Annotated in this window: 19 protein-coding genes, 1 other RNA gene and 1 riboswitch; of the genes, 5 read left to right on the top strand and 15 right to left on the bottom strand. The window is 33.8% G+C overall.

Annotation, left to right across the window (positions count from 1 at the left end):
• The first annotated feature begins 11 nt into the window (after positions 1-11).
• On the top strand, positions 12-1,301 hold the full coding sequence (locus tag DXU93_RS05380) for a lipopolysaccharide biosynthesis protein (protein ID WP_116880233.1): 1,290 nt from the start codon (positions 12-14) through the stop codon (positions 1,299-1,301).
• On the opposite strand, the gene DXU93_RS05375 is transcribed toward DXU93_RS05380, so the two are convergent.
• The 11 genes from DXU93_RS05375 to DXU93_RS05325 all read right to left on the bottom strand — a co-directional run bounded on the left by DXU93_RS05375 (position 1,298) and on the right by DXU93_RS05325 (position 13,580).
• A complete protein-coding gene (locus tag DXU93_RS05375; RefSeq protein ID WP_116880232.1) occupies positions 1,298-2,902 on the bottom strand; it encodes an OstA-like protein in 1,605 nt (534 codons plus the stop codon). The genes DXU93_RS05380 and DXU93_RS05375 overlap by 4 nt on opposite strands.
• Complete coding sequence (locus DXU93_RS05370) at positions 2,903-4,180, bottom strand: adenylosuccinate synthase (RefSeq protein ID WP_116880231.1); 1,278 nt, start codon at positions 4,178-4,180, stop codon at positions 2,903-2,905. It abuts the gene before it with no gap.
• The gene (locus DXU93_RS05365) at positions 4,177-4,533 is read right to left on the bottom strand and encodes an STAS domain-containing protein (protein ID WP_116880230.1); all 357 of its coding nucleotides are present in this window, start codon (positions 4,531-4,533) and stop codon (positions 4,177-4,179) included. The genes DXU93_RS05370 and DXU93_RS05365 overlap by 4 nt, the downstream gene beginning before the upstream one ends.
• Before the next feature lie 3 nt (positions 4,534-4,536).
• On the bottom strand, positions 4,537-4,998 hold the full coding sequence (locus tag DXU93_RS05360; RefSeq protein ID WP_116880229.1) for a Fur family transcriptional regulator: 462 nt from the start codon (positions 4,996-4,998) through the stop codon (positions 4,537-4,539).
• A gap of 128 nt (positions 4,999-5,126) precedes the next feature.
• Entirely contained in the window at positions 5,127-5,708 is a 582-nt protein-coding gene (locus tag DXU93_RS05355) for a hypothetical protein (RefSeq protein ID WP_116880228.1), read from the bottom strand.
• Positions 5,709-5,868: 160 nt separating this feature from the next.
• Complete coding sequence (locus DXU93_RS05350; protein WP_116880227.1) at positions 5,869-7,119, bottom strand: metallophosphoesterase; 1,251 nt, start codon at positions 7,117-7,119, stop codon at positions 5,869-5,871.
• Between the two features lie 30 nt (positions 7,120-7,149).
• The gene (locus DXU93_RS05345; protein WP_116880226.1) at positions 7,150-9,408 is read right to left on the bottom strand and encodes a RelA/SpoT family protein; all 2,259 of its coding nucleotides are present in this window, start codon (positions 9,406-9,408) and stop codon (positions 7,150-7,152) included.
• Between the two features lie 18 nt (positions 9,409-9,426).
• Positions 9,427-10,698, bottom strand: coding sequence for a fumarylacetoacetase (fahA, locus tag DXU93_RS05340; RefSeq protein WP_116880225.1), 1,272 nt, complete (start codon positions 10,696-10,698; stop codon positions 9,427-9,429).
• A gap of 206 nt (positions 10,699-10,904) precedes the next feature.
• Positions 10,905-12,179: a serine hydroxymethyltransferase gene (gene glyA / locus DXU93_RS05335; RefSeq protein ID WP_116880224.1), complete on the bottom strand. Its 1,275-nt coding sequence runs from the start codon at positions 12,177-12,179 to the stop codon at positions 10,905-10,907.
• A 46-nt stretch (positions 12,180-12,225) separates the two neighbouring features.
• Positions 12,226-12,993, bottom strand: a complete 768-nt coding sequence (locus DXU93_RS05330) for a C40 family peptidase (protein WP_116880223.1) — start codon at positions 12,991-12,993, stop codon at positions 12,226-12,228.
• Entirely contained in the window at positions 12,990-13,580 is a 591-nt protein-coding gene (locus DXU93_RS05325; protein ID WP_116880222.1) for a DinB family protein, read from the bottom strand. Before DXU93_RS05325 ends, DXU93_RS05330 begins: the two co-directional genes overlap by 4 nt.
• A gap of 282 nt (positions 13,581-13,862) precedes the next feature.
• On the opposite strand from DXU93_RS05325, the gene DXU93_RS05320 reads away from it, so the two are divergent.
• Entirely contained in the window at positions 13,863-14,120 is a 258-nt protein-coding gene (locus DXU93_RS05320) for a hypothetical protein (protein ID WP_116880221.1), read from the top strand.
• A gap of 51 nt (positions 14,121-14,171) precedes the next feature.
• Here the strand turns inward: DXU93_RS05320 and DXU93_RS05315 are convergent, their stop codons facing one another.
• Both DXU93_RS05315 and uvrB read right to left on the bottom strand, forming a co-directional pair.
• Positions 14,172-15,386, bottom strand: coding sequence for a chloride channel protein (locus DXU93_RS05315; protein WP_116880220.1), 1,215 nt, complete (start codon positions 15,384-15,386; stop codon positions 14,172-14,174).
• Between the two features lie 20 nt (positions 15,387-15,406).
• Positions 15,407-15,470, bottom strand: a riboswitch (Fluoride riboswitch).
• A gap of 165 nt (positions 15,471-15,635) precedes the next feature.
• Positions 15,636-17,624, bottom strand: coding sequence for an excinuclease ABC subunit UvrB (uvrB, locus tag DXU93_RS05310; RefSeq protein WP_116880219.1), 1,989 nt, complete (start codon positions 17,622-17,624; stop codon positions 15,636-15,638).
• Between the two features lie 160 nt (positions 17,625-17,784).
• On the opposite strand from uvrB, the gene DXU93_RS05305 reads away from it, so the two are divergent.
• Together DXU93_RS05305 and DXU93_RS05300 are read left to right on the top strand one after the other, a co-directional pair.
• On the top strand, positions 17,785-18,384 hold the full coding sequence (locus DXU93_RS05305; RefSeq protein WP_116880218.1) for a SatD family protein: 600 nt from the start codon (positions 17,785-17,787) through the stop codon (positions 18,382-18,384).
• A complete protein-coding gene (locus DXU93_RS05300) occupies positions 18,381-19,094 on the top strand; it encodes a DUF3307 domain-containing protein (RefSeq protein WP_116880217.1) in 714 nt (237 codons plus the stop codon). The genes DXU93_RS05305 and DXU93_RS05300 overlap by 4 nt, the downstream gene beginning before the upstream one ends.
• 46 nt (positions 19,095-19,140) lie before the next feature.
• Here DXU93_RS05300 and DXU93_RS05295 read toward each other — a convergent pair whose 3' ends face one another.
• Together DXU93_RS05295 and ssrA are read right to left on the bottom strand one after the other, a co-directional pair.
• A complete protein-coding gene (locus DXU93_RS05295) occupies positions 19,141-19,458 on the bottom strand; it encodes a DUF6686 family protein (protein ID WP_116880216.1) in 318 nt (105 codons plus the stop codon).
• A 1,390-nt stretch (positions 19,459-20,848) separates the two neighbouring features.
• Positions 20,849-21,253, bottom strand: a transfer-messenger RNA (tmRNA) gene (gene ssrA, locus DXU93_RS05290).
• A 155-nt stretch (positions 21,254-21,408) separates the two neighbouring features.
• Between ssrA and priA the strand changes: the two genes are divergently transcribed.
• A complete protein-coding gene (gene priA / locus DXU93_RS05285) occupies positions 21,409-23,892 on the top strand; it encodes a replication restart helicase PriA (protein WP_116880215.1) in 2,484 nt (827 codons plus the stop codon).
• The last annotated feature ends 9 nt before the right edge of the window (positions 23,893-23,901 follow it).

The following is a 23,901-nucleotide window of genomic DNA, read 5'->3' as shown; positions in this document are numbered from 1 at the left end:
GAATTCATTAAATGGGGGTGAAATTTAACCTGAAATCCGAATTGATAAGGTCTGCACTTTTGCTTACCTCTGGAACGGTTATCGCCCAAGCCATTAGTTATGTCCTTACACCTTTTATCACCCGACTATATTCCCCTGAAGACTTCGGTGAATTTGGTGTAATAATGAGAATTGTAGCTTTTTTATCTGTTATTGGAGCTGCGCGCTATGAATATGCCATTCCGCTTCCTAAGAAAGATGAACATGCTTTTCATGTTTATAGACTCTCACTAAGAATTTTATTATACACCATAATATTGTCTTTATTCGTAGGGGGAATTTATTGGTTTTTTGATACCAAGCAAGATCACTATTTTTTCTATGTTTTACTAATTTCAGCACTTACTGGATTTACCGTATTTATTAGTATCGGTAGACATTGGGCAATTCGTAAAAAGTGGTTTAAAAATATCACCATTTCAACTTTGTTGACTTCTTCCACTTCTAACATTGCTAAATTATTGGCTGGAATTGCTGGTTTTGGTGTTTTTGGATTAGCTGTCTCAACGCTTTTAGGACTCATAATTGGGAGTTTGGTTTATGTCTTTGATGCAGTTGGAATTTATAAAGTAAACAACAAGAAGGAAAAACTGAGAAAGTCTGTTGTTGCTCATCAATATAAAGAGTTTCCTAGAGTAAACCTTCCTCATGCTTTAATCGATGCCAGTCGAGAGTTGTTAATTGCTTTTTTCCTAACATTGTATTTGAGTACAGCTTTGTTTGGATCTTATGACCATTCGTTTAGAATGTTGAAAATACCTCTTTTATTGATTGGAGTGGCAGTAGGTCAGGTGCTTTATAATCGTGTTTCAACTGATTTTGCGCAAGGAAGTAAGATATTTCCATTATTGAAACGCTCTGTTGTGCTGCTCACTTGCATTGGAATTATTCCTTTTACAGTTATCTATTTTTATGGCGCTCCTATTTTCGAATTTGTTTTTGGATCCGAATGGAGATTATCTGGTAACATTGCAGCTGTTTTATCTCCTTGGTTGATGGCAAATTTCGTTGCTTCTTCAATTTCGATGATTCCAGCTATTATAGGGAAGTTGAAATGGTTTTTCTGGGTTGGAATCTTTACAACATCGATTCAATTATCATGTTTCGCTTTCTTCCCAGAGATTATGGATTGGTTGAAAATTTCCGAAATTGAGATGTTCGAAATTATATCATGGATTATGTTTGTTCTATTTACGATTTCAGTAGTTTGGTTATTACAAATCACCAGAAGACTAGATCGAAAGGGGGAGCAAGAAAACTAAAAAAGAACAGAATGTTTTAGACGTTCAAATGTCTTTAATATCAATTCCTTTTCCTCTTCAGAATAAATCATGTCTTGCCAACTCAAAGGACGTTTTTCAATGCTCCAAATGAATTGATCGACGCGTTCTTCTTTCTTATCAATATCAGACATAGGATAAACAATACCATCAGGTTTATCTCTATAAGTTGCAGTTTCAATATCTCCATCAACAAAACCTAAACTTATATTTGAAGCGTAAATTCTATTCATTCCTTGACGATTGACGATGATTACCGTATCTTTTTCATCTTCTTCCTCCAAGAAATATAGTGTTTTTGCATTACCTATGATGTCGACTCTTTTAATTTGTGTACTATCGAAATAGGCATTCATAAGCGTTCCAGCAACTTGATTATAATAGTTTGTGGAATCAACAGCAGTAGCTACAAGTCCATTCTTTCTTAAAAATGCACGATGAATCTTGTTGTCTTTTTCGTAAATACTGATTGTATCACTTGTTAATTGTGCATTTTGAGCCCATAACGTAGGATCATGAAACATATTCATTTCTCCGTTAGCTTTGTCATAAACCAGTGAATCACAAATTCCTTGCATATCTCCACGGAATAGTTCAACTTTATTATAGGCTTGCATCATAGTAGGTTTTCCTGAAGAATCGGCATAATTATACAATGTATCTGCATGTATATAAAGCGTGTCTTCATCTTCAAATTGCTTTGCTAAAGCATGACCGGTTATAAAGGCATATCCTTTCTTGTCATCATTGATAGCATAATCTCCTTGAAAACCGATTTTGTTTGTTGTATCTACAATACGCACTTTTCTTTTTGCAATATATAAACTGTCTGGAGCAGAATAGAAAAGACTGTCTGCATTTATTTTAAGGTTTTCTCGATCAATAGATGCATTATGTTCAAGCACACCAATGTCTTCCTTAAGGTTATACCATCCTTTTTCGCAATACATTTTCATGTCCTCATTTGTGATATAAGTAGGACCGTAAAAAAATGCTTTTTCAGAATTGGCATTAAATTGAAGTGTGTCTGATTTTACCGTGAATTCTTCTCCTTTGTAAACAACATTTTTTCTAAAATTGAATTGTTTATTATTTGGATAGAAGTAGCCAATGACACTGCTTAAACTGTCGCTAGATGAAATACTGGTGATTAATCCTTTATTCTTGTAGATACCAACATCATTTTTTACATCATAATCGAGAGAATCTGTAGTGAGTTTATATTCATTGTCACGAATTCTCACATTTCCATACATTTTTGCATACTCTTTTTTAGTATCGAAAAAAATAGAGTCACAAAACATGTTTAATGTGTCTTCCTTGTTGAGATGAATGTTTCCATAGGCGCGGATGTTACTTTGTACAAGATTATAATAGGCTGAATCACAATAAAGTTTTGTGTTTTCTTTTTTGAAAATCACATTTCCTTTTACAATGTAATTCCCTGTTTTTCCATCCAAACGTATATCATCAGAACCTTCTAATAATTCAAAATAATCCTGAGAGAAGGCATTTCCCGAAGACAAAAAAATTGCGCTTCCAAGAAGGAGCGCAATTTTAAATATGTTGAATTTGGTTTTCAATTACTTTTTATTGTTCAATGTTTGACTTCTATCTGGACCAACTGAAACTGTTGTAATCGGAACTTCAAGGTGTTTTTCCAAATAACTTACATAGTCTTTAAGCGCTTTTGGAGCATCATCAAACGAAGTTAATTTCGTTGTATCAGTATTCCATCCTTTGATTGTTTCGTAAACAGGTTCAATTTCAATGTCCGTAATATCAAACGGAAGATAATCAATTTTCTTGCCATCAATGATGTAATGTGTACAAACTTTGATTTCTTCGAAGTGATCAAGTACATCACCTTTCATCATAGAAAGTTCCGAAGCACCATTAATCATAATACCATATTTTAATGCTGGTAAATCGATCCAACCACATCTTCTTGGTCTTCCTGTTGTAGCTCCAAATTCACCACCTGCTTTACGGATGTTTTCTCCAACTTCATCATGAAGTTCAGTAGGGAAGGGCCCCGAACCAACACGTGTACAGTAAGCTTTAAAAATACCGATTACATCACCAATCTTTGTTGGTGCAACTCCAAGACCTGTACAAGTACCTGCTGTAATTGTATTTGACGAAGTTACAAATGGGTAACTACCAAAGTCAATGTCTAAAAGAGTACCTTGAGCACCTTCTGCAAGAATTGTTTTTCCTTCTTTCATTGCTTTATTGATGTAGTGTTCACTGTCAATAGTTGTCAATGATTTCAATAGTTCAATTCCTTCAAAGAAAGCAGCTTCTAACTCCTCAACATTGTATTCAAATCCTTCGTAGTGATCAAGCATTCCTTTGTGCTTTTCTACAAGACTTTCATATTTTTCTTGAAAGTTAGCTGTAAAAATATCACCAACTCTCAAACCATTTCTACCTGTTTTGTCCATGTAAGTTGGACCAATTCCTTTTAATGTAGAACCGATTTTAGAGTTACCTTTCGCTTGTTCAGATGCAGCATCCAATAAACGGTGAGTAGGTAAAATCAAGTGAGCTTTGTTTGAAATCAACAAAGTTTCCTTAATCGGAAGGTTGAATTGAGCTAGGTTTTCAATCTCTTTTTGAAAGATTACAGGGTCTATAACAACACCGTTACCAACAATATTCAATGTTCCTTTTCTGAATATACCTGACGGAATTGTATGCAAAACATGCTTAATTCCATCGAACTCCAAAGTATGACCTGCATTTGGTCCTCCTTGAAAACGTGCGATGATATCATATTTTGGGGTCAATACATCAACGATTTTCCCTTTTCCTTCATCACCCCATTGTAATCCTAATAATACGTCTACTTTACTCATGCCTCTGGCGCATTTAATTGGTTAATGGCAGTTTGTTTGTCTGCCGAAATTTTAAAAACTGTATTTAACTTAGATATTTTAAATAGTGTACTAACAGTTTTGTTAGCATTTGTGAGGATTAACTCACCTCCTTTATTTCTAATTCGTGTAAACATTCTTAAAAGTAAGTTCAAACCACTACTGTTGATTTGTTTTAAATCTTTTAAGTCTATTATGAAATTCTTAAACCCTTCATGTATTTTTTCTTCTACAAGATCAACTGCTTCTATCGCCTCATTTTGTGATAAAATAGTGCCCGAAAAAATCAAGCAACAAACTGAAGATTCTATTTCTATGTCGATAGAAAGACTCACGTTTTAAGATTTTTCAGATGAATTGTCAGTGTCTTTTTCAACACGTTCACCATAAAAGTAAAGTGAATGGTGATTGATTTTAACACCAAATACCTCTTCTATAGTCGATTTAATATTCTGAATTCTTGGATCACAAAACTCAATTAACTCCCCAGTATCTGTCAATACAAGGTGGTCATGTTGTTTAAATCCGTGTGACTTTTCGAATTGTGCAATATTCTTACCAAATTGGTGTTTTCGAACAAGGTTACAAGCCAACAATAAATCTATCGTGTTGTACAATGTTGCACGCGATACACGATAATTTTTGTTTTTCATTTTAATATAAAGTGATTCTATATCAAAGTGACCTTCATAATTGTATATTTCCTCAAGTATAGCAAATCTTTCAGGTGTTTTCCTATGACCATTCTTTTCTAAATAAGCAGAAAATATATCTTTAACTGTTTCTTGTACGCTATTCATGCATCAATTACTTAAAAGACAAAAATAAGGAAATTGTGAAACTGATAAGCTCTTTTCTCGAGATTTATAGATAAGTTATAAACAGTGAAATTTGAGTTGTATTAAAATTACATCAAATCTATATTGTTTTACTCCTTACGTTGTCTGTTTTTATTGATTTCGTCTTGCAATTCACGTTTAATTTGTTGCTCTTTTTCCAAAGATCTTTTTCTTAAACTTACTAAATCATTTTCTGTCGATTGAAGCTTTTCTTTGGCTTCTTTTGTTTTTCTATTGCTTTTGTTGAAAATAACGAATAAGATTAAACTCAATATCATCAATCCGCCAATAATTCCCCAAGTAATGCTATTGTAAACTACTTTATGTGTTGGAATACCCACAAAATCGATGGTTTCAACTTGTTTTTTTGTATCAGTTAGTTCTTTTTCTAATGCAGATACTTGATTTGAAATACTGTCAATTTTATTTTTTTGCGCTGTAATTTTTGCTTTTGAAGTTTTGATGGTCTCCTTTAAATTAGCAATAGAATCATGAATGTTGTTCTGTAATTTACCTAATTCTGTTTTGTCAATGACTTTATAGCTTTGATATGAATTAGATTTATTAATTAAATCACTAAATTGATCGTCAATTGAATTTGTGTCCTGTCCAAAACTTGCAAAGTTTAATGAGAATAGTAGTGCAGTTAAAAATAAAATGTTCTTTTTCATCTGTTAAATTTGTTCAATATTGTAGTCTATTTACTTTTGATTCTACATTTGTTATGAATAAAATCAATAAGCGGAATTGTTTGACAAAAATAGTCATTTAAGAGACCTTTTTAACATTTCAACTTAATCTTTAGTGTTAACGATGGTTAATCCATATATGTTAAGCCTTGTTGGCATGTAATTTAAATTTTATAATCTCAGGTGACATCCCAATTCTTCCCGGGAAACCTAAGAATCCAAAACCTTTACTTACAAAAAGATACTGATCGTTTTCTTCATATAAACCCAACCATCTTTTGTATCTATACTTCACCGGACTCCATTTCCATCCAGGAATTTCGATCCCAATTTGGGAACCATGTGTGTGACCACTTAAGGTTAAATCAAATTGCTTTTTATGCATGCGAAGTTCGTTTTCCCAATGATCAGGATCGTGACTCATTACGATATTAAAGCGTTCATAAGGAGTATTAATGGAAGCTAAATCAATATCTCCATACTTTGGAAATGGACCTTCTCCCCAGTTTTCTAATCCAATTAAATCTATTTCTTCTTGACCATTATTTATTTGTATACTTTCATTTTTCAAAAGTTTGAAACCAGCTTCTTTGAATATACTTTCTAAATAATCTAAATTGGCTTGTCGGGCAGCTTCATTTTCAAAAGGAACATAATCACCATAATCATGATTTCCCAATACCGCAAATTTTCCATATTTGGCTGAAAGTTTTTTCATGCTTTCTATATAAGGTAACATTTCTGCTGCACGGTTATTTACTAGGTCACCAGTAAAAAGAATTAAATCTGGGTTTTCTTTATTAATGAGGGATAATCCGTATTCAACAGACTCAAAATCGTCGAAACTTCCTGCATGAAAATCTGAAAACTGAATAACTTGCAAGCCATCAAACGACGCTGGTAGTCTTTTCATTGAAAGGTCTAACCTCTTGATGTGGAAGTTGTATTTGCCTTTCGTCACTGCATAAATACTTCCGAGAATAGGAAGGGAGGCCATTCCAAGTGAAATATTGCGAACGAAATTTCTTCTGCTGGCAAAGTTCTTCTCTTTTTTATCCTTCTTAAAAATTAAATTTTTAATCCAAAAGCTAATACGTACAATATCTTCGGTAAGTAGAAATATGGCTGCGATAAGTTTTGCTACGAAAAAACCGAGTGATGTCCCGAAAAATATGTTAATAATTGGATTGGCATTATAAATACCATTTGAACCTCTATATAGGTTGATCGCAAATCCAGCTAAAAATAACAGAGATGAAAAGGGGATGAGCCATTTGAAAATGCTAAATCTTTTCTGCTGAACAGTTTTGCTATATCCTTTCCATATATATAAATCAAAGACGATAAATATTCCAAGAATTATGGAAAAGAAGATGATGTATCGATAACTCATTGCTAACTGAAATAATAAGTAAACTGGATTTTAATCATGGAAATCACCCTCTATATAATCCAATGGGTTTTCTTTTGAGATATCATCCCATCGTTCTACTCGCTGAATACCTTCAGTCATTTCAAACTTCTCGATTAATTCATCAAGATGATATTTGTCCATAACATACACTTGGATTTTCCCTTCAAAAATTCCATCTTTAGATTCAAAACTAATTGAACGCATATTTACATTATGCTGGAAGGACACGATTTCTGTAATTTTATTTACAATTCCGATGTCATCGATTCCAATAAGTTTCAATTTCGCCAAGTGGTCTTTAACCTCATGGTTCTTCCATTTTGCAGCAATACAACGGTAATTCATTTTACCCATTAAATTTTCTGCATTAGGACAATCATTTCTGTGTATTTTTATTCCATTACTAACCGTAATAAAACCGAAAACACCATCACCGGGTAATGGGTTACAACATTTGGCAAAATCGTAATCAATGTCTTTAAAGTCATCACCAATTACTAAAGTGTCCTTCTTACTATCAATGCGTTTGTTGATGTCAGAAGCATGTTTGACTTTTTTAGGTTTGTGTTCTTTTTCAACTTTTAAAATCCCACCAACATTCTTTATCTTACGAAGTTTAGTGAGATCGACTTTTCCTTTAGCGATTCTTATGTACAATTCTGTTCCTGTTGAAACATTGTAATAACGCTCTAGTACAGAGATGTTTTCACTTATAAAACGAATGTTATGTTGCTTAAACTTTCGGTCTAGAATTTCTTTACCATCTTCAGCAATTCTATTGCGTTCCTCATTTAAAGCGGCTTTAATTTTTTGTTTAGCACGTCCTGTAATTGCAAATTTCAACCATTCTTCATTTGGTCTTTGCTTACTTGAGGTGATAATTTCTACCTGATGTCCACTTTTCAATTGGTGACTTAACGGAACTAATTTTTTGTTCACTTTAGCACCAATACAAGTAAGTCCAATATCAGTATGAATATCAAAGGCGAAATCTAATGTTGTTGCTCCTGTAGGAAGTACTCGCAGGTCTCCATTAGGTGTAAACACATAAATTTCATCATTGAAAAGATTTAGTTTGAATTCATTCACAAAATCCATTGCATCTTGGGAATGATTTCCAATTAAATCACGGATTTCACCAATCCATCGATCAAATTTGTTTTCACCACTTTTCGATTCTTTATAATTGTAATGTGCCGCCAAACCTTTTTCAGCGATTTGATCCATTCGTTGAGAACGAATTTGAACTTCAACCCATTTACCTTGTGGGCTCATTACAGTGGTATGAAGTGATTCATATCCATTTGCTCTTGGAGTAGATACCCAATCTCTCAGTCTGTCAGGATTTGGTTGATAAAAATCAGTGACAATACTATAAACCCTCCAGCAATCTGGCTTTTCAAGTTCCTCAGGAGTATCTAAAATAATTCTAATGGCAAATAAGTCAAATACCTCCTCGAATGGTACTCCTTTACTTTTCATTTTACGATAAATAGAAGCAATGGATTTGGTTCTTGCTTTTAAATCAAAAACATATCCTTCGTTTTTAAGTGCTTCTTTAATCGGATGTGTAAATCGGCGAATAAAACGTTGTCGAACTGCGTGTGTTGACTTAAGTTTACTACTGATTTCACGGTATGCTTGAGGATTCATGTAACGAAGACATAAATCTTCTAATTCACTTTTAATGGTATATAATCCTAGTCGATGGGCGAGAGGAGCATACAGAAAATTAGTTTCTGAAGCAATTTTTAGTTGTTTATCTGGCCGCATACTTTCTAGGGTACGCATATTGTGTAAACGATCTGCCAATTTAATTAAAACCACCCTTAAATCATCAGAGATGGTAAGGATCATTTTTCTGAAATTTTCAGCTTGTATAGACACATTTTCATCAAAAACTTCTGGAATTTTTGTTAGACCATCAATGACCTTACGTACTGTTTCTCCAAAAAGCTCTTCAATATCATCAAGGGTGATATAGGTGTCTTCTACGGTATCGTGCAAAAGTGCTGCAATAACTGCAGTTGGACCAAGTTCCATTTCTTCTGCACAGATTTTTGCAACAGCAATCGGGTGATAAATATAAGGTTCACCCGATTTGCGTCGCATATCTTTATGAGCTTCAACAGCTACGTCAAATGCTTTACGAATTTGTTTAGTTTCTTCACGTGTTCGATTATCTTTCGTTACACGTAGTAAACTTCTAAACGCATTTAATATTTCCTTGCGTTCTTTTTCTAAATCAATTTCTTGCTTGTTTTCCACTCAGTCTAAATATAAATGTTAATCTGCAGGTAATACTTTAGTTGAAACTTCACCAAAACCAATACGTACTCCATTTGCGTTACAGTGTCCACGCATAATTACAGTGTCGTTATCTTGAATAAACTTTCTCTCAGAACCATCTTTCATTGGAAGTGGTTTAGTACCTCTCCATGATAATTCTAACATCGAACCAAATGATTCACGTTCATCACCTGAAATAGTACCTGAAGCCATCATGTCACCACAACGAACATTACATCCATTTATCGTGTGATGTGCTAATTGTTGTGCCATGTTCCAATACATGTACTTGTAGTTTGAGTTACAAACTGTAGTTTCTTCACTGTTTTCTGGTTTGATACCAACCTCTAGGTTAATATCATAGTGATGATTACCTTCGTATTCTAAATATGGAAGAACTTTTGGATCTTGTTTTGGACCTTCTGTTTTAAATGGTTCTAAAGCATCCATTGTAACTATCCAAGGAGAAATTGACGAAGCAAAACTCTTAGCCAAGAAAGGTCCTAGTGGAACATATTCCCATTTTTGAATGTCACGTGCTGACCAGTCATTCATGATACACATACCAAAGATGTAATCACTTGCTTCAGCAGTCGAAATGTTTTCTCCTAATGGTTTACCATCAAAAGTTACAAATGCCATTTCCAATTCGAAATCAACCAATTTACTTGGTCCGAAAACTGGATCTTGATCGTCATTTGGTTTTGTTTGTCCTTTTGGACGTTTGATATCTTGATGACTAGGAATTATAGAACTTGCTCTTCCGTGGTATCCTACAGGAATCCATAACCAGTTTGGTAAAAGGGCATTGTCTGGATCTCTAAATAAAGTTCCAACATTTGTTGCGTGTCCTCTAGAAGAATAAAAATCAGTATAGTCACCAACTTGAACAGGCATTAACATTTCAACTTTTGATTCGTCGATCAATACTTGCTCTACGTGATGATTGTTGTTTGAAAGATCATCATTGTTTACATCAAACAATTTAGATAATCTGTTTCTCAAATCAGTTGTTGCTTCTTTTCCTTTTTTCATTATTGGATTAAGCGCATCTGTTTGGAAGTCTGATTGCTCGAATGGTAAGTTTTTAAAATAACCCAAAACATACAATGCAGAAAGATCAATGATTTTGTTTCCAATTCTACTCCCTACACGGGCTTTTTCTTGATCAGTTTTAAAAATTCCAAAAGGTAAATTTTGAATAGGAAAATCTGAATTTTCTTCTACTTCAATCCAAGATTTTAATGAAGGGTCGTTTGCTTTAATCATTTTATTATTGATTTGATTTTGTTTTAAGCAAAAATACTAAAGTCTTTCGATTCTTCAAAGGTGAAATAGAAGTGATTTTGAGCTATTTTTTTGCATTCTTGGAATCGGTAAATATGCAAATATTGTTTCATTTATGAATATGCCAAATGAAGCATAAAAAAAGGGCAAGTGAGATCTCAATTGCCCTTTGAAATATTCAATTAAAATTAGAGTTGAAATAAAGGGTAGCCCGACATCATTTCTTTTACCTCTTTCACAACAGATTCTGTAACTGTTTGATCATTGATATTGGTCATTACTTTATCCATCAATTCAACAATTTTTGGGATATCTTTTTCCTTTAATCCTCTCGTTGTAATTGCAGGTGTACCTATTCTAATTCCTGAAGTAACAAATGGTGATTCTGTATCAAATGGAACCATATTTTTGTTAACCGTAATATGAGCGTCATTCAATGCAATCTCTGCATCTTTTCCTGTAATTCCTTTTGAACGAAGATCGATCAACATACTGTGATTGTCAGTCCCTTTAGAAATTATATCATAACCACGTTTAACAAATTCTTCAGCCATAACTTTTGCATTGGCAGCAACTTGTTTTTGATATTCAGTAAATTTAGGATCTAGTGCTTCACCAAACGCAACTGCTTTTGCAGCAATTACATGTTCTAATGGTCCGCCTTGTGTACCTGGGAATACAGCAGCATCTAGTAAAGAAGCCATTGTTCTTAAATTTCCGTTCTTCCAACGAATTCCAAATGGGTTTTCAAAGTTTTTTCCCATCATAATTACACCACCTCTAGGTCCACGCAATGTCTTATGCGTTGTTGAGGTAATGATATGACAATGTTCCATTGGGTTGGCCAATTGTTTAGTCGCAATTAATCCTGCAGGGTGAGAAATATCTGCTAGAATTAAAGCTCCAACTTTATCTGCGATTTGACGAATTCGTGCATAATCCCAGTCTCTTGAATATGCGGAAGCTCCAGCGATAATCATTTTTGGTTTAACTTCTTCTGCTTTTTGCTCTAAAGCATCATAGTCAATAAGTCCTGTTTCTTTGTCTACACCATAAAAATGTGGATTGTATAGTTTTCCTGAGAAATTTACAGAAGAACCATGGGTTAGGTGACCACCGTGAGATAGGTCAAACCCAAGAATATTATCTCCAGGTTTTAGACATGCTAACATTACTGCAGCATTTGCTTGAGATCCAGAGTGAGGTTGTACATTGGCCCATTCAGCTCCAAAGAGTTCGCACAATCTGTCGATTGCAAGTTGTTCAACTTTATCTACAACTTCACAACCTCCGTAATACCTTTTTTCAGGTAAACCTTCAGCGTATTTATTGGTTAAAATTGATCCCATTGCTTCCATTACTTCTTCACTAACAAAGTTTTCTGATGCAATCAATTCTATACCGTTGATTTGACGCTCTTTTTCTAATCCAATCAGATTAAAAATTTCTTTATCTCTTTTCATTCGCTTGTGTTTTATTCTTATTATCAATTTTTAGATTTGGTTATGATTAGAAGTATCTTTTTATGCCAGTAAACTTATGAGAATAATATTTTTTATCCTCGTTATAAACTCCTTCTGGATTTAAAGTGTCTATTCTAACTTTTCCATGGGCATGAATAATTTTTTCTTTATCCAAAATTATTCCCACATGGTGTATGTTTCCTGTTTTTTCTGACTTGAAAAAAGCTAAATCGCCAGGTTGTTGTTGATCAAATGCAATTGGTTCTCCTTTTAGGAATTGCTGAGAAGCATCTCGAGGTAAATAATAATTCATTTGGTGATATACCGTTTGAGTAAAGCCTGAACAATCAATTCCAAAAGCTGTTCTTCCTCCCCATAAATATGGACTGTTGGAGTAGGAGAGTGCTATTTCCGTCAAAGAATCGTAAACTGTGTTTGACCCCGAATTTGAATGGGATTCAAATTGTAAATCGTCAATTCGAAAATTATTTGATGTACTCAAGATCGGACTGCCTTGTAATACATGTTGTTTCCCCCAAGGTGTTTGCAATGTATTTAAATCTGTATGCTGTCTCTTGGTATTCTTATTCAAAGATTCAAATGTGCTATCTGAAACTTTTAAAAGTTGTTTATTGTCTACCCAACCTTCATATTGATCGTGAACAATTTTTATTTTCACCCACTGATGATGAATTTCAATTATAGTAACTGTTTCTCCAAAAAGAAGTTGAGTTACAATTTCAGAAGTGTCTTGATGATCAGCTCGAACAGGAATTACTGTTAGTCCACAAATTGCGTTAATGCCAATGTTCATTGTTTTTTAGGGAAATTAGGATGACTAAGAATGTTTTTTACTTGTTGGATGTGACGTTCGTTGTGATAAACGACAAACATTAGTGCATCTCCTAACCGAAGTCTAACAATTTTACTGATAGAAATCGGAATTTTAACTTTTTTCAAGTTTACCTTTTCAGCAGAATCCAAGATTGTCAACATTTCTTTCTGATTACTGATGAATTTTTCAACAGCTTCTTTTTCAATTAACTCTGGTGTAATTGATGGATTTTGATTTCTTGGTGCACGAAACTTTCGTTTAACATTGTTTAAACGTCCTAATTTCATAGATTTCCATGCACTTCTGCCTAAAGGAGAAGAAACAAAGTTCTCTTTGATGCTTAGAAATTTAGTATTGTTGATTTTTTCTATAAAAAGATGATGATAATAGGAAGAATAGCTATTCAAATGGGAAAGCACTTCTTGAATGTTCCAACTCTCCTTGTTGGGCCTCCATTTTATTTGATTTTCACCGAGATGCGTACATTTTTTCTGTACCAAATTGATGTTAGATTCACTGATATTCTTTAAATCTGTCAACAATTCTTCTATTAAAAATCCTTTCATAATTTTATTCTTGAATAGTCAAAAATAACATCATTAATGATAGCGACCAATTATTATCAAAATATTTTTTTTGCTCATTTTTTTAGAAAAAGATATGCTATTCAATTCGTTTATCAAAGTAAATTTTAATAAGACGTAGTTTGTTGTAAAACAGTGTGTTAATGAGTTTTTATGTGAGTGTTATAAATTTCAATTGAATAATATACAGATAAAGTAAAAGTTTAGAATTAACTTTACTACGATTTACTAACGGTGCTGTGTGCACATTTAAAGATTAAAAAAATGGCAAATATTAGAGATTTGAAAAAGAACATTAATGGGATGATATATGATGTAGTTGACGAATGTTATAGCGTTCAACTTTATAATGAATCAAAAACTGAAGAATCTGATGCTTTTATCGATGACGCTGCTGATTTTCAAGAAGAAATTATGGCTGAAATTAAAAAAGCAAGCAATAAAAAAGACTACAAGGCGATTGAAGCTAAAGTTGAAAAAACAAGAAATGAGTGGACTGACCGTTTGAATAAAATGCAGTAAACTACTTCAAAATCATTGAAGCGCTTTGTTCCGTGTGAATAAAGCGCTTTTTTATTTGCGTGAAAAAAGTGATTTCTTTTTCAATAACTTTTGTTGATCGCTATAAACACTATTGTTTCCTGAAATGATATAAGCGAAGAAATTGGCGATTGTAAAATACAACAATCCTTCAAATCCAAATAACTCTGCACCAATCAAGCTACTTGCAATAGGCGTATTGGTTGCTGCACCAAATACAGCGACAAAACCTAAAGCTGCAAGGAAGTCCATCGGTAATGGTAGGAATAAGAATAATGTATTTCCCAACATAGCACCAATGAAGAAGAGTGGAGTGGCTTCTCCACCTTTGAACCCAGCTCCTAATGTTAATGCGGTGAGTAAAATCTTAATCAGAAAACTGAACTCAAATTGTTGTTGCATAAATGCATCTTGAATTTCGGGAATTCCTAATCCTAGAAATGGTCGGATTTTAAAAGTGATAAATAGGAGCAGTAAGATTATTCCTCCAATCATTGGTCGTAAAAAGGGAATTTGTATTTTACTGAAAAGCTGGGTAAAAAACTGTTTGAATTTTGCGAAAACATAGGCGGAAACTCCAAAAGAAAGTCCTGCGATAATTACCAATAGCAGTAGGGTCCATGAAAATTCGGGGAACATTTTTACAGGATAAGTTGTATGATTTACTCCCCAAATTATACAAAAAATGTGTCCACCAAAAGAGGTCATTATAACCAAGATAGAATCTTGAATATTGAACTTTTTATCTCTTGCCAATTCAAAAGCGAAAATTGCACCTGCGAGTGGGGTTCCAAATACTCCAGAAAACCCAGCTGCAACTCCCATTCTTAATAAACGTTTTCTATGTTTTTTAGTCCATTTAAAGAAGTAAGTTATTGCGTCACCAATAGCTCCTCCCATTTGGACAGCAGTTCCTTCTCGTCCAGCGGAACCGCCAAATAAATGTGTTGTTATCGTTCCAATAAAAACCAATGGGACGATTTTCCAATGAATTGTTGTTTTAGGAGCATTCATTTCCTTGATGAGTAAATTGTTTCCACCTTCAACACCTCTTGAACCATAGAAGTACATGAGTCCAATTAATAATCCACCAATAGGTAAAAGATAAATGAAAATATCGTGATTAGAACGTAGATTGGTTACAAATGATAGACTTCCCAAGAAAAGTGCTGAAATACTTCCTGCAACTATAGAAACAAGTATAACGATGAGTAGCCATTGACTTATTTGCGAAATTTTTGACCTCATATTTAATCCCTTAATTTAAAGTTTAAACAGAAGTCATTAGTCTTTTGCGGACGGTTTTGGGCAGACATCATTGCCAATATTTTTTACAAATTTAATTGTTTTTTTCTTTTCACGAAATCTATTCAAAGTGTGATGAATCAAGGGTGGAATATTCATATTTTATTTCTTTCATTTATTCGTTGCTAGAATTTTAAAAACTCTGTTCTTAAACTCCCAAACCTCTCCCTAGACCTTCAAACCACTCCCTAATTAATCTTTTCCTTCCATTAATTTTTGAAGTCTAAACATTTCATCACGCAAACGAGCTGCTTCCATAAAGTCAAGGTCTTTGGCAGCTTTTTTCATTTGACGCTCTGCATTTTTAATACTCTTCTCCAATTGTTTTGTGTCCATGTATTGTTCTACCGGATCAGCGGCAATCATACTGTTGTCTTCTTCCTCAGTTCTATAATGGAAAGCATTTTCATTGGTTTTGTTTAATGCAGTCGGTACGATTCCATGTTCTTCGTTATACGCCATTTGTATCGCTCGTCTACGATTGGTTTCGTCAATTGTTCTTTCCATCGACTTAGTAACTTTATCGGCATACATGATGACTAATCCATTGACATTTCTTGCAGCTCTACCAACGGTTTGAACGAGTGAACGTTCATTTCTCAAAAATCCTTCTTTGTCCGCATCGAGAATTGCTACTAAACTTACTTCTGGTAAATCAAGTCCTTCACGTAAAAGGTTAACGCCAATTAAAACATCAAAAACACCTTCTCGTAATTGTTGCAAAATTTCAACACGTTCTAGTGTATCCACTTCACTGTGTATATATCGACAAAGAATCCCCATTCGGTCGAGGTATTTTTGTAATTCCTCAGCCATTCTTTTCGTCAAAGTCGTTACAAGGGTTCTTTCTTTAACTGCAATTCTATTTTGAATTTCTTCAATTAAATCATCTATCTGGTTTAAACTTGGACGAACATCAATTTCAGGATCGAGTAGACCAGTAGGACGAATAACTTGTTCTACAACAACACCATCAGACATTTCAATTTCATAATCGGCAGGTGTAGCACTCACATAAATCATTTGATTCATGATGGATTGAAATTCCTCAAACTTTAACGGGCGATTATCCATAGCGGCTTGTAAACGGAATCCATAATCTACCAAATTGATTTTTCTTGCACGGTCACCACCATACATAGCTCGAATTTGAGGTAGTGTCACATGACTTTCATCAACAACCATCAAAAAGTCTTTTGGGAAGTAATCCAACAAACAGAAAGGACGTGTACCTGGTAATCTTTTGTCAAAATAACGTGAATAATTCTCAATTCCTTGACAATATCCTAGTTCACGGATCATTTCTAAGTCATATTCCGTTCTTTCTAACAAACGTTTTGCTTCAGCGTGTTTACCTTCTTGTTTGAAAGCTTCCACTTGAATTACCATGTCTTCCTGGATAAATTCAATGGCTTGTTTCGTTGTTTCTGGTGAACTCACAAAGATATTGGCCGGATAAATGTTGATGGCATCTAATTCATCAATGACATCATTACTTTCTGGATCAATGGTGAAAATCCCTTCAATATCATCATCCCAAAATTCAATTCTCAAGGCATAATCTGCATAAGCGAGATAAACATCTACTGTATCTCCGGTGACACGAAAAGTTCCACGTTTAAACTCATCTCCAGCACGAGAGTATAGGTTTTCTACTAATTTAAATAGAAACTTATTTCTTAAGATGGTATCTCCAACCGCTACAGGGATAATGCTCTTTTCAAATTCATTTGGATTTCCAATACCATATATACAAGAAACCGACGAAACCACAATAACGTCTCTTCGTCCTGAAAGTAGGGCAGAAGTAGCAGAAAGTCTAAGCTTTTCAATTTCATCATTAATGGCTAAATCTTTCTCAATGAATGTATCTGTAACTGGCAAGTAAGCCTCAGGTTGATAATAGTCATAGTATGAAACAAAATACTCAACTGCATTTTCAGGAAAGAACTGTTTAAATTCATTGTAAAGTTGAGCTGCTAAGGTTTTATTGTGTGACAATATCAAGGTTGGTTTTTTAACTTCTTTAATGACATTAGCCACTGTAAAAGTCTTCCCACTTCCTGTCACGCCTAACAAAGTTTGATGCTCAGTATTATTGTTCACACCTTCAGCAAGTTCTTTAATTGCCTGGGGTTGATCGCCCATTGGTTCGAACGGAGATACAAGTTTAAATTCCATATTACAAACATAAAGAATTATTGTCAGTATTAATTGAAGTATTTAAATTTCAGTTTGTATGATGAATTATATTTAAAAATGAGTATGTTTGTAGATATACACAAAATAGAGTATAATTTAAATTATACATAAAAATGGGTATATTTAATTAGTATAAGTCATGGAAGCAATTATAACAGGTGATATTGTAAATTCGAGAGCTATAGAAGCAAAAGTGTGGATCTCGAAACTCAAAGAATGCTTAAGCTTATTCGGTAATGAGCCTGGACAATGGGAAATATATAGAGGTGATAGTTTTCAATTGAAAGTAGAACCCAAAAAAGCTTTGTTAGCGGCTGTTCTATTAAAAGCACAAATTAAACAATTCAAAGCGTTAGATATCAGAATGGCTATTGGAATAGGAGAAGTTAATTATGAAGCTGAAAAAATAACAGAATCAAATGGAGATGCATTTTTGAGGTCAGGTGAATGCTTTGAGCAGCTAAAGAAAGATCTTTTAAAGATGAAGTCACCCGACAAAAACTTTGACAAAACAATGAATGTAATGTTTTCACTAGCGGGAATATCAATGAATAGTTGGACTCCATTATCTTCTAAAATCATTCAATTGAGTTTAAAAAATCCTAACATGACGCAATCTGAAATGGCTAAATTACTAGACAAAAGTCAGAGTAATATAAGTATTGCATTAAAGCGTGGTGGATTTGATGAAATACAGAGACTATTAAACTATTATAAAGAAGAAATTCAGAAATTATGATTGTACTCGTACTAAAGTTTTTATTGGCGCATATTTTAGGAGACTTTGTGTTTCAATCGAGTAGATGGGTACAACATAAAAGGAGGTATAAGGTTAAATCAACAAAGTTGTATTTACATCTTTTGATTCACGCAATTTTTCTAATTGTTGTCTTCCAGTTTGACTTTAGTTATTGGAAAGGCTTCACAATAATTTTGGTATCGCACTATGTTATTGATTTGGGGAAACTATATGCGAATGATCGTTTTAATAATATAACACTTTTCTTTATAGATCAATTATTACACTTATTTATAATCTTTGGAGTGGTTTACCTTTATCAACCTGAAATAATGTCAAGTATTGAATTGTTTACACCAAATATATTATTGTTGACCATTGCTATTCTTTTGGTAACGAATGTAACATCAATTGTGATGCGAGTTCTTATTTCAAAATGGAAGCCAGAAGAAAATAATCATGAATCTTTACAAAATGCTGGGGCCTATATCGGAATGTTGGAGCGATTGTTCATATTTGGTTTCATAATTTTAGATTATTGGGAAGGAATTGGATTCTTGTTAGCCGCGAAGTCAGTTTTTCGATTTGGAGATTTATCCAATGCAAAAGATAGGAAACTCACAGAGTATATTTTAATTGGGACATTGTTCAGTTTTGGTTTGGCAATGTTAATAGGTTTAGGTTATCAATATATACAAACGATGATTTAGTATTCAACTTTTGAATTTATAAATACCTATGTCCTTGAAAAGAAATCTACCTTTCATTTAAAATATTGTGCACTTGAATCATGATAGATGCTTCTTCAAGAAGAACTTGGAGTTTTTGTAGTTCACGATAAGTCAAGACTAATTGGGTATTATCATTGAAAGTTGGTATTTGAATGCACTTTTGATCAATGTATTCATAGTTTTGAAAGTACTTATATTCATCTCTTGCAAATTCAATAATCTCCATAAGTTCATTATACTTTAAGTAGATTCCGGTGGTGCCAAAAAAGATTTGATAATTTCCACAATTATTGCATATAGCGATAAAACCATTTTTATCGTGAGAGAGTATTTGTTGAGGCATGACTGTCTAGACTTAAATTTAACAATTTCAATTATTTAGAATTGTTCTAAATAATACGTAAAATTAGAAAGCTTATAAAGAAAAGGCAATACCATGTTTAAGGTAAAACAATTTTAGAAATGTTGGTAGTTAATAAAAAGTAAGTCATGTATTCTGAAACTGTATGCTGAATACTGTAATTGCTCTTGCTACGTACCGAATTAGTTTGAGTTTGAAAAAAGAGGAAATAGTTAGCGTCAATTACCCAATAAAAATCGTCCTGTATGCTAAATACTCTTGCCCAATACTGTCTTGGAGTACGAGTCTTGAGGGACAAAACATTTTTTCGCAAGAGCTACTTCGCTGTATGCTCAGTACTCTTGCTCAAAACTGTAATTGCATTTGTTCAAAACTGAACTATATTTCCTTCGATATAGGAGTTATACATTTTATTCTGATGAACTTGTGGTTTTCCTGTATGCTGAATACTCTTGCTAAATACTGATTTAGTTTGAGTTTGAGTACGAGTCTTGAGGGACAAAACATTTTTTCGCAAGAGCTACTTCGCTGTATGCTCAGTACTCTTGCTCAAAACTGTAATTGCATTTGTTCAAAACTGAACTATATTTCCTTCGATATAGGAGTTATACATTTTATTCTGATGAACTTGTGGTTTTCCTGTATGCTGATACTCTTGCTACATACTGATTTAGTTTGAGTTTGAGTGTGAGTCTTGAGGGACAAAACATTTTTTCGCAAGAGTTACTTCGCTGTATGCTCAGTACTCTTGCTCAAAACTGTAATTGCATTTGTTCAAAACTGAACTATATTTCCTTTGATATAGGAATTATACAATTTATTCTGATGAACTTGTGGTTTTCCTGTATGCTGATACTCTTGCTAAATACTGATTTAGTTTGAGTTTGAGTGTGAGTCTTGAGGGACAAAACATTTTTTCGCAAGAGCTACTTCGCTGTATGCTCAGTACTCTTGCTCAAAACTGTAATTGCATTTGTTCAAAACTGAACTATATTTCCTTTGATATAGGAATTATACATTTTATTCTGATGAACTTGTGGTTTTCCTGTATGCTGATACTCTTGCTAAATACTGATTTAGTTTGAGTTTGAGTGTGAGTCTTGAGGGACAAAACATTTTTTCGCAAGAGCTACTTCGCTGTATGCTCAGTACTCTTGCTCAAAACTGTAATTGCATTTGTTCAAAACTGAACTATATTTCCTTTGATATAGGAATTATACATTTTATTCTGATGAACTTGTGGTTTTCCTGTATGCTGATACTCTTGCTAAATACTGATTTAGTTTGAGTTTGAGTGTGAGTCTTGAGGGACAAAACATTTTTTCGCAAGAGCTACTTCGCTGTATGCTCAGTACTCTTGCTCAAAACTGTTTTGTGGAGCTGGAGGGGTTCGAACCCTCGTCCAAACAATGAAATAATCAGCCTTCTACATGTTTAGTTTGTGATTAGGTTTTCGATTATGGAACGGACACAAACACCCTTACCATAACTTATCTTCATTCAATTTCGCATGCAAACAGAAGCCGTTTACAAACTATTCTCAAATTGTTGATTTCTCGGGATCCAGCGCTCATGAGACGGGAGAACTGGCGAGAAACTTGTCCCTCTTACTGTGCTTCGGAGTGGATTAAGCGTAATAACCTGAGGTTATTAGGCTGCAAGATTATATGACGTGTTGTCAATTATCGTGTGTGACCAGAGATTAACGAGACTCACCACATGGCTCGACATGCTTATACTAATTAGATGCAGTTGCTGTCAAATCCAGGTCAGCCCCATATAATTAGTCCTGCAAATATACATAACTTATTATGACATCCAATAAGACTAAGCATTAAAAAATGTTATTAACGGTGAATTTAAAGCTTTTATTTTTTTGACTTTTTCCGATTTTACTGTTCGTGTTTTCCTCTTCATTCTTAACTTTGGAATGTGGAAGAAAGAAAAACATATTTCGTAGATGTAATCCTACCTGTACCCATCAATAACGCTTTTACCTATCGTGTGCCATTTGAAATGAATGAACACATTAAAACGGGTGTAAGGGTTGTTGTACCTTTTGGTCGTTCAAAACTACAAACGGGAATTATCATTAAAATACATGAAAAGGTGCCGGAAGGTTACCAATCAAAATATGTTGAAGCGGTATTGGATGATGCTCCAATAATCACAGGGAAACAATTTAAATTGTGGAATTGGATTTCTGAATATTACATGGCTCCACTTGGAGATGTGATGAATGCTGCTTTGCCTTCAAATTTTAAATTGGGAAGTGAAACAAAAGTTTTACTCCATCCAGAATATGAAGGGAATCTTGATCGACTCACGGATAAAGAATACCAAGTTTTTGAAGCTTTAGAAATTCAAAATGAACTAGACCTGAAGGAAATTTCGGATATTCTTGGGATTAAAACCATACAACCTGTAATTAAATCTTTGATTGAAAAAAGAGTAATAATTACTCAAGAGGATTTAAAACAGAAATACGCTCCTAAAACACAGTTGTTTGTTGAATTTGCTAAGGCTTATCAATCTGATGAGCAAATTGAAGCTTTAATAAAAGTGTATAGCGAAAACGCAAGAAAGAAGAAGCAATTGGATGTCTTACTGACGCTTCTAAAATTAGGAAGTTATAAGCAGGGTGAATCAACACCTATTTTGCGTTCAGAACTCGTTGAGCATGGAGCTTCTGCGTCTTCTATTAATACACTAAATAAAGATGAGGTTTTAGAAATTAAACGTCTTGAGATTTCAAGATTAGCGGAAGGTAGCGAGGCTGATTCTTCTTTTAAATCACTTTCGGAAGCACAACAATCAGCTTTAGATGAAATTAGAACTTCTTTCATAGAGAAAGACGTAACACTTTTACACGGGGTTACGGGTTCTGGAAAAACAGAAATATATGTTGAGTTAATACAAGAGCAACTAGATCAAGGTAAACAAGTTTTATTTTTATTGCCTGAAATTGCTTTAACCACTCAATTAATTCAACGTTTGCAACGCTATTTTGGTGATAAGGTTGGGGTTTACCATTCTCGATTTAATCAAAATGAACGTGTTGAAATATGGAATTCATTATTGCATAATGATACCACAAAGTTTCAAATTGTACTCGGTGCGAGAAGTGCAGTTTTCTTGCCTTTTAGAAATCTTGGATTAATCATCGTTGATGAAGAACATGAATCTTCGTTTAAGCAATATGACCCGAGTCCGAGATATAACGGAAGAGACACTGCAATTGTTTTAAGGGCCTTTCATGATGCCAAAGTGCTATTGGGTTCTGCTACTCCAGCAATGGAAACATTTTTCAATGCGGAAGAAGGAAAGTATGGATTGGTGAGTTTAGATAAACGATTTGGTGACTTGATGATGCCAGAGATTTTTACTGCCAATCTTAAAAAAGAGAAAAGGGATAAAACCATGCAATCTGACTTTTCTGGATTCTTGGTTGAACACATGAAAGAAGCACTTGAAAATAAAGAGCAAATCATTTTATTCCAAAATAGAAGAGGATATAATCCTGTTTGGGCTTGTGAAGTGTGTGGTTGGAATCCGCATTGTAAAAACTGTGATGTTTCACTAACGTATCACAAGAATAGTAATATTCTCAAATGTCATTATTGTAGTTACTTCACGCCTCCAGTTGGAGCTTGTCCAAAATGTCAGAGTAACCGTTTAAAAATGATTGGATTTGGAACAGAGAAGATAGAGGATGAATTGTCTATTATTTTGCCTGGAGTTCGCGTGCAAAGACTTGATTTAGATACTACGCGACAAAAGAATAGTTATGAAAATATTTTACGTGATTTCGATGATCGTAAAATAGATATTCTTGTCGGTACGCAAATGGTTACCAAAGGATTAGATTTTGATAATGTGAGTCTGGTCGGGATTCTCGATGCAGATATGATGTTGAATCGACCAGATTTCCGTGCTTTTGAACGTAGTTATCAATTGATGTCACAAGTTTCTGGACGTTCAGGAAGAAAGACAAAGCGAGGGAAAGTAGTTATTCAAACTTATGATCCAGATCATTGGATTATTCAGCATGTCATCAATCACGATTTTATCGGAATGTATAAAAATGAATTGATTGAACGCAAGAATTATTTCTATCCGCCTTTTTACAAGATGATAAATCTAACTTTGAAGCACAGAGATCCGAATAAACTAGAAATGATGGCTGCCGATTTAGCTGATAGATTAGTCGCAGTTTTTGGAAGTCGAGTGCTAGGTCCAGAATTTCCTGTTGTGAAACGAATTCAAAATAGTTATTTGAAAGTTATTCGTTTGAAGGTGGAACGTGAAGCATCACATAAAAAAGTGAAGAAGTTATTGCAGCAAAAGATTGATGATTTTTATAGTGTGGCTTATAATAAGTCTGTGAGGATTATCATCGACGTTGACCCTTCTTAATTTTTAAAA

The sequence above is a fragment of the Brumimicrobium aurantiacum genome (assembly GCF_003402975.1).
Lineage (GTDB): Bacteria > Bacteroidota > Bacteroidia > Flavobacteriales_D > Crocinitomicaceae > Brumimicrobium > Brumimicrobium aurantiacum.
The sequence above is the reverse complement of the archived record's forward strand: the minus strand, read 5'-3'. Positions and strand labels throughout refer to the sequence as shown.

Coding starts and splice junctions, on each gene's coding strand:
- uvrB (WP_116880219.1), bottom strand. CDS start 17,624: ATGGAATTTAAACTTGTATCTCCGTTCGAACCAATGGGCGATCAACCC.
- DXU93_RS05350 (WP_116880227.1), bottom strand. CDS start 7,119: ATGAGTTATCGATACATCATCTTCTTTTCCATAATTCTTGGAATATTT.
- DXU93_RS05315 (WP_116880220.1), bottom strand. CDS start 15,386: ATGAGGTCAAAAATTTCGCAAATAAGTCAATGGCTACTCATCGTTATA.
- glyA (WP_116880224.1), bottom strand. CDS start 12,179: ATGAAAAGAGATAAAGAAATTTTTAATCTGATTGGATTAGAAAAAGAG.
- DXU93_RS05355 (WP_116880228.1), bottom strand. CDS start 5,708: ATGAAAAAGAACATTTTATTTTTAACTGCACTACTATTCTCATTAAAC.
- DXU93_RS05360 (WP_116880229.1), bottom strand. CDS start 4,998: ATGAATAGCGTACAAGAAACAGTTAAAGATATATTTTCTGCTTATTTA.
- DXU93_RS05370 (WP_116880231.1), bottom strand. CDS start 4,180: ATGAGTAAAGTAGACGTATTATTAGGATTACAATGGGGTGATGAAGGA.
- DXU93_RS05295 (WP_116880216.1), bottom strand. CDS start 19,458: ATGCCTCAACAAATACTCTCTCACGATAAAAATGGTTTTATCGCTATA.
- DXU93_RS05325 (WP_116880222.1), bottom strand. CDS start 13,580: ATGAAAGGATTTTTAATAGAAGAATTGTTGACAGATTTAAAGAATATC.
- DXU93_RS05320 (WP_116880221.1), top strand. CDS start 13,863: ATGGCAAATATTAGAGATTTGAAAAAGAACATTAATGGGATGATATAT.
- fahA (WP_116880225.1), bottom strand. CDS start 10,698: ATGATTAAAGCAAACGACCCTTCATTAAAATCTTGGATTGAAGTAGAA.
- DXU93_RS05300 (WP_116880217.1), top strand. CDS start 18,381: ATGATTGTACTCGTACTAAAGTTTTTATTGGCGCATATTTTAGGAGAC.
- DXU93_RS05330 (WP_116880223.1), bottom strand. CDS start 12,993: ATGAACATTGGCATTAACGCAATTTGTGGACTAACAGTAATTCCTGTT.
- DXU93_RS05305 (WP_116880218.1), top strand. CDS start 17,785: ATGGAAGCAATTATAACAGGTGATATTGTAAATTCGAGAGCTATAGAA.
- DXU93_RS05380 (WP_116880233.1), top strand. CDS start 12: ATGGGGGTGAAATTTAACCTGAAATCCGAATTGATAAGGTCTGCACTT.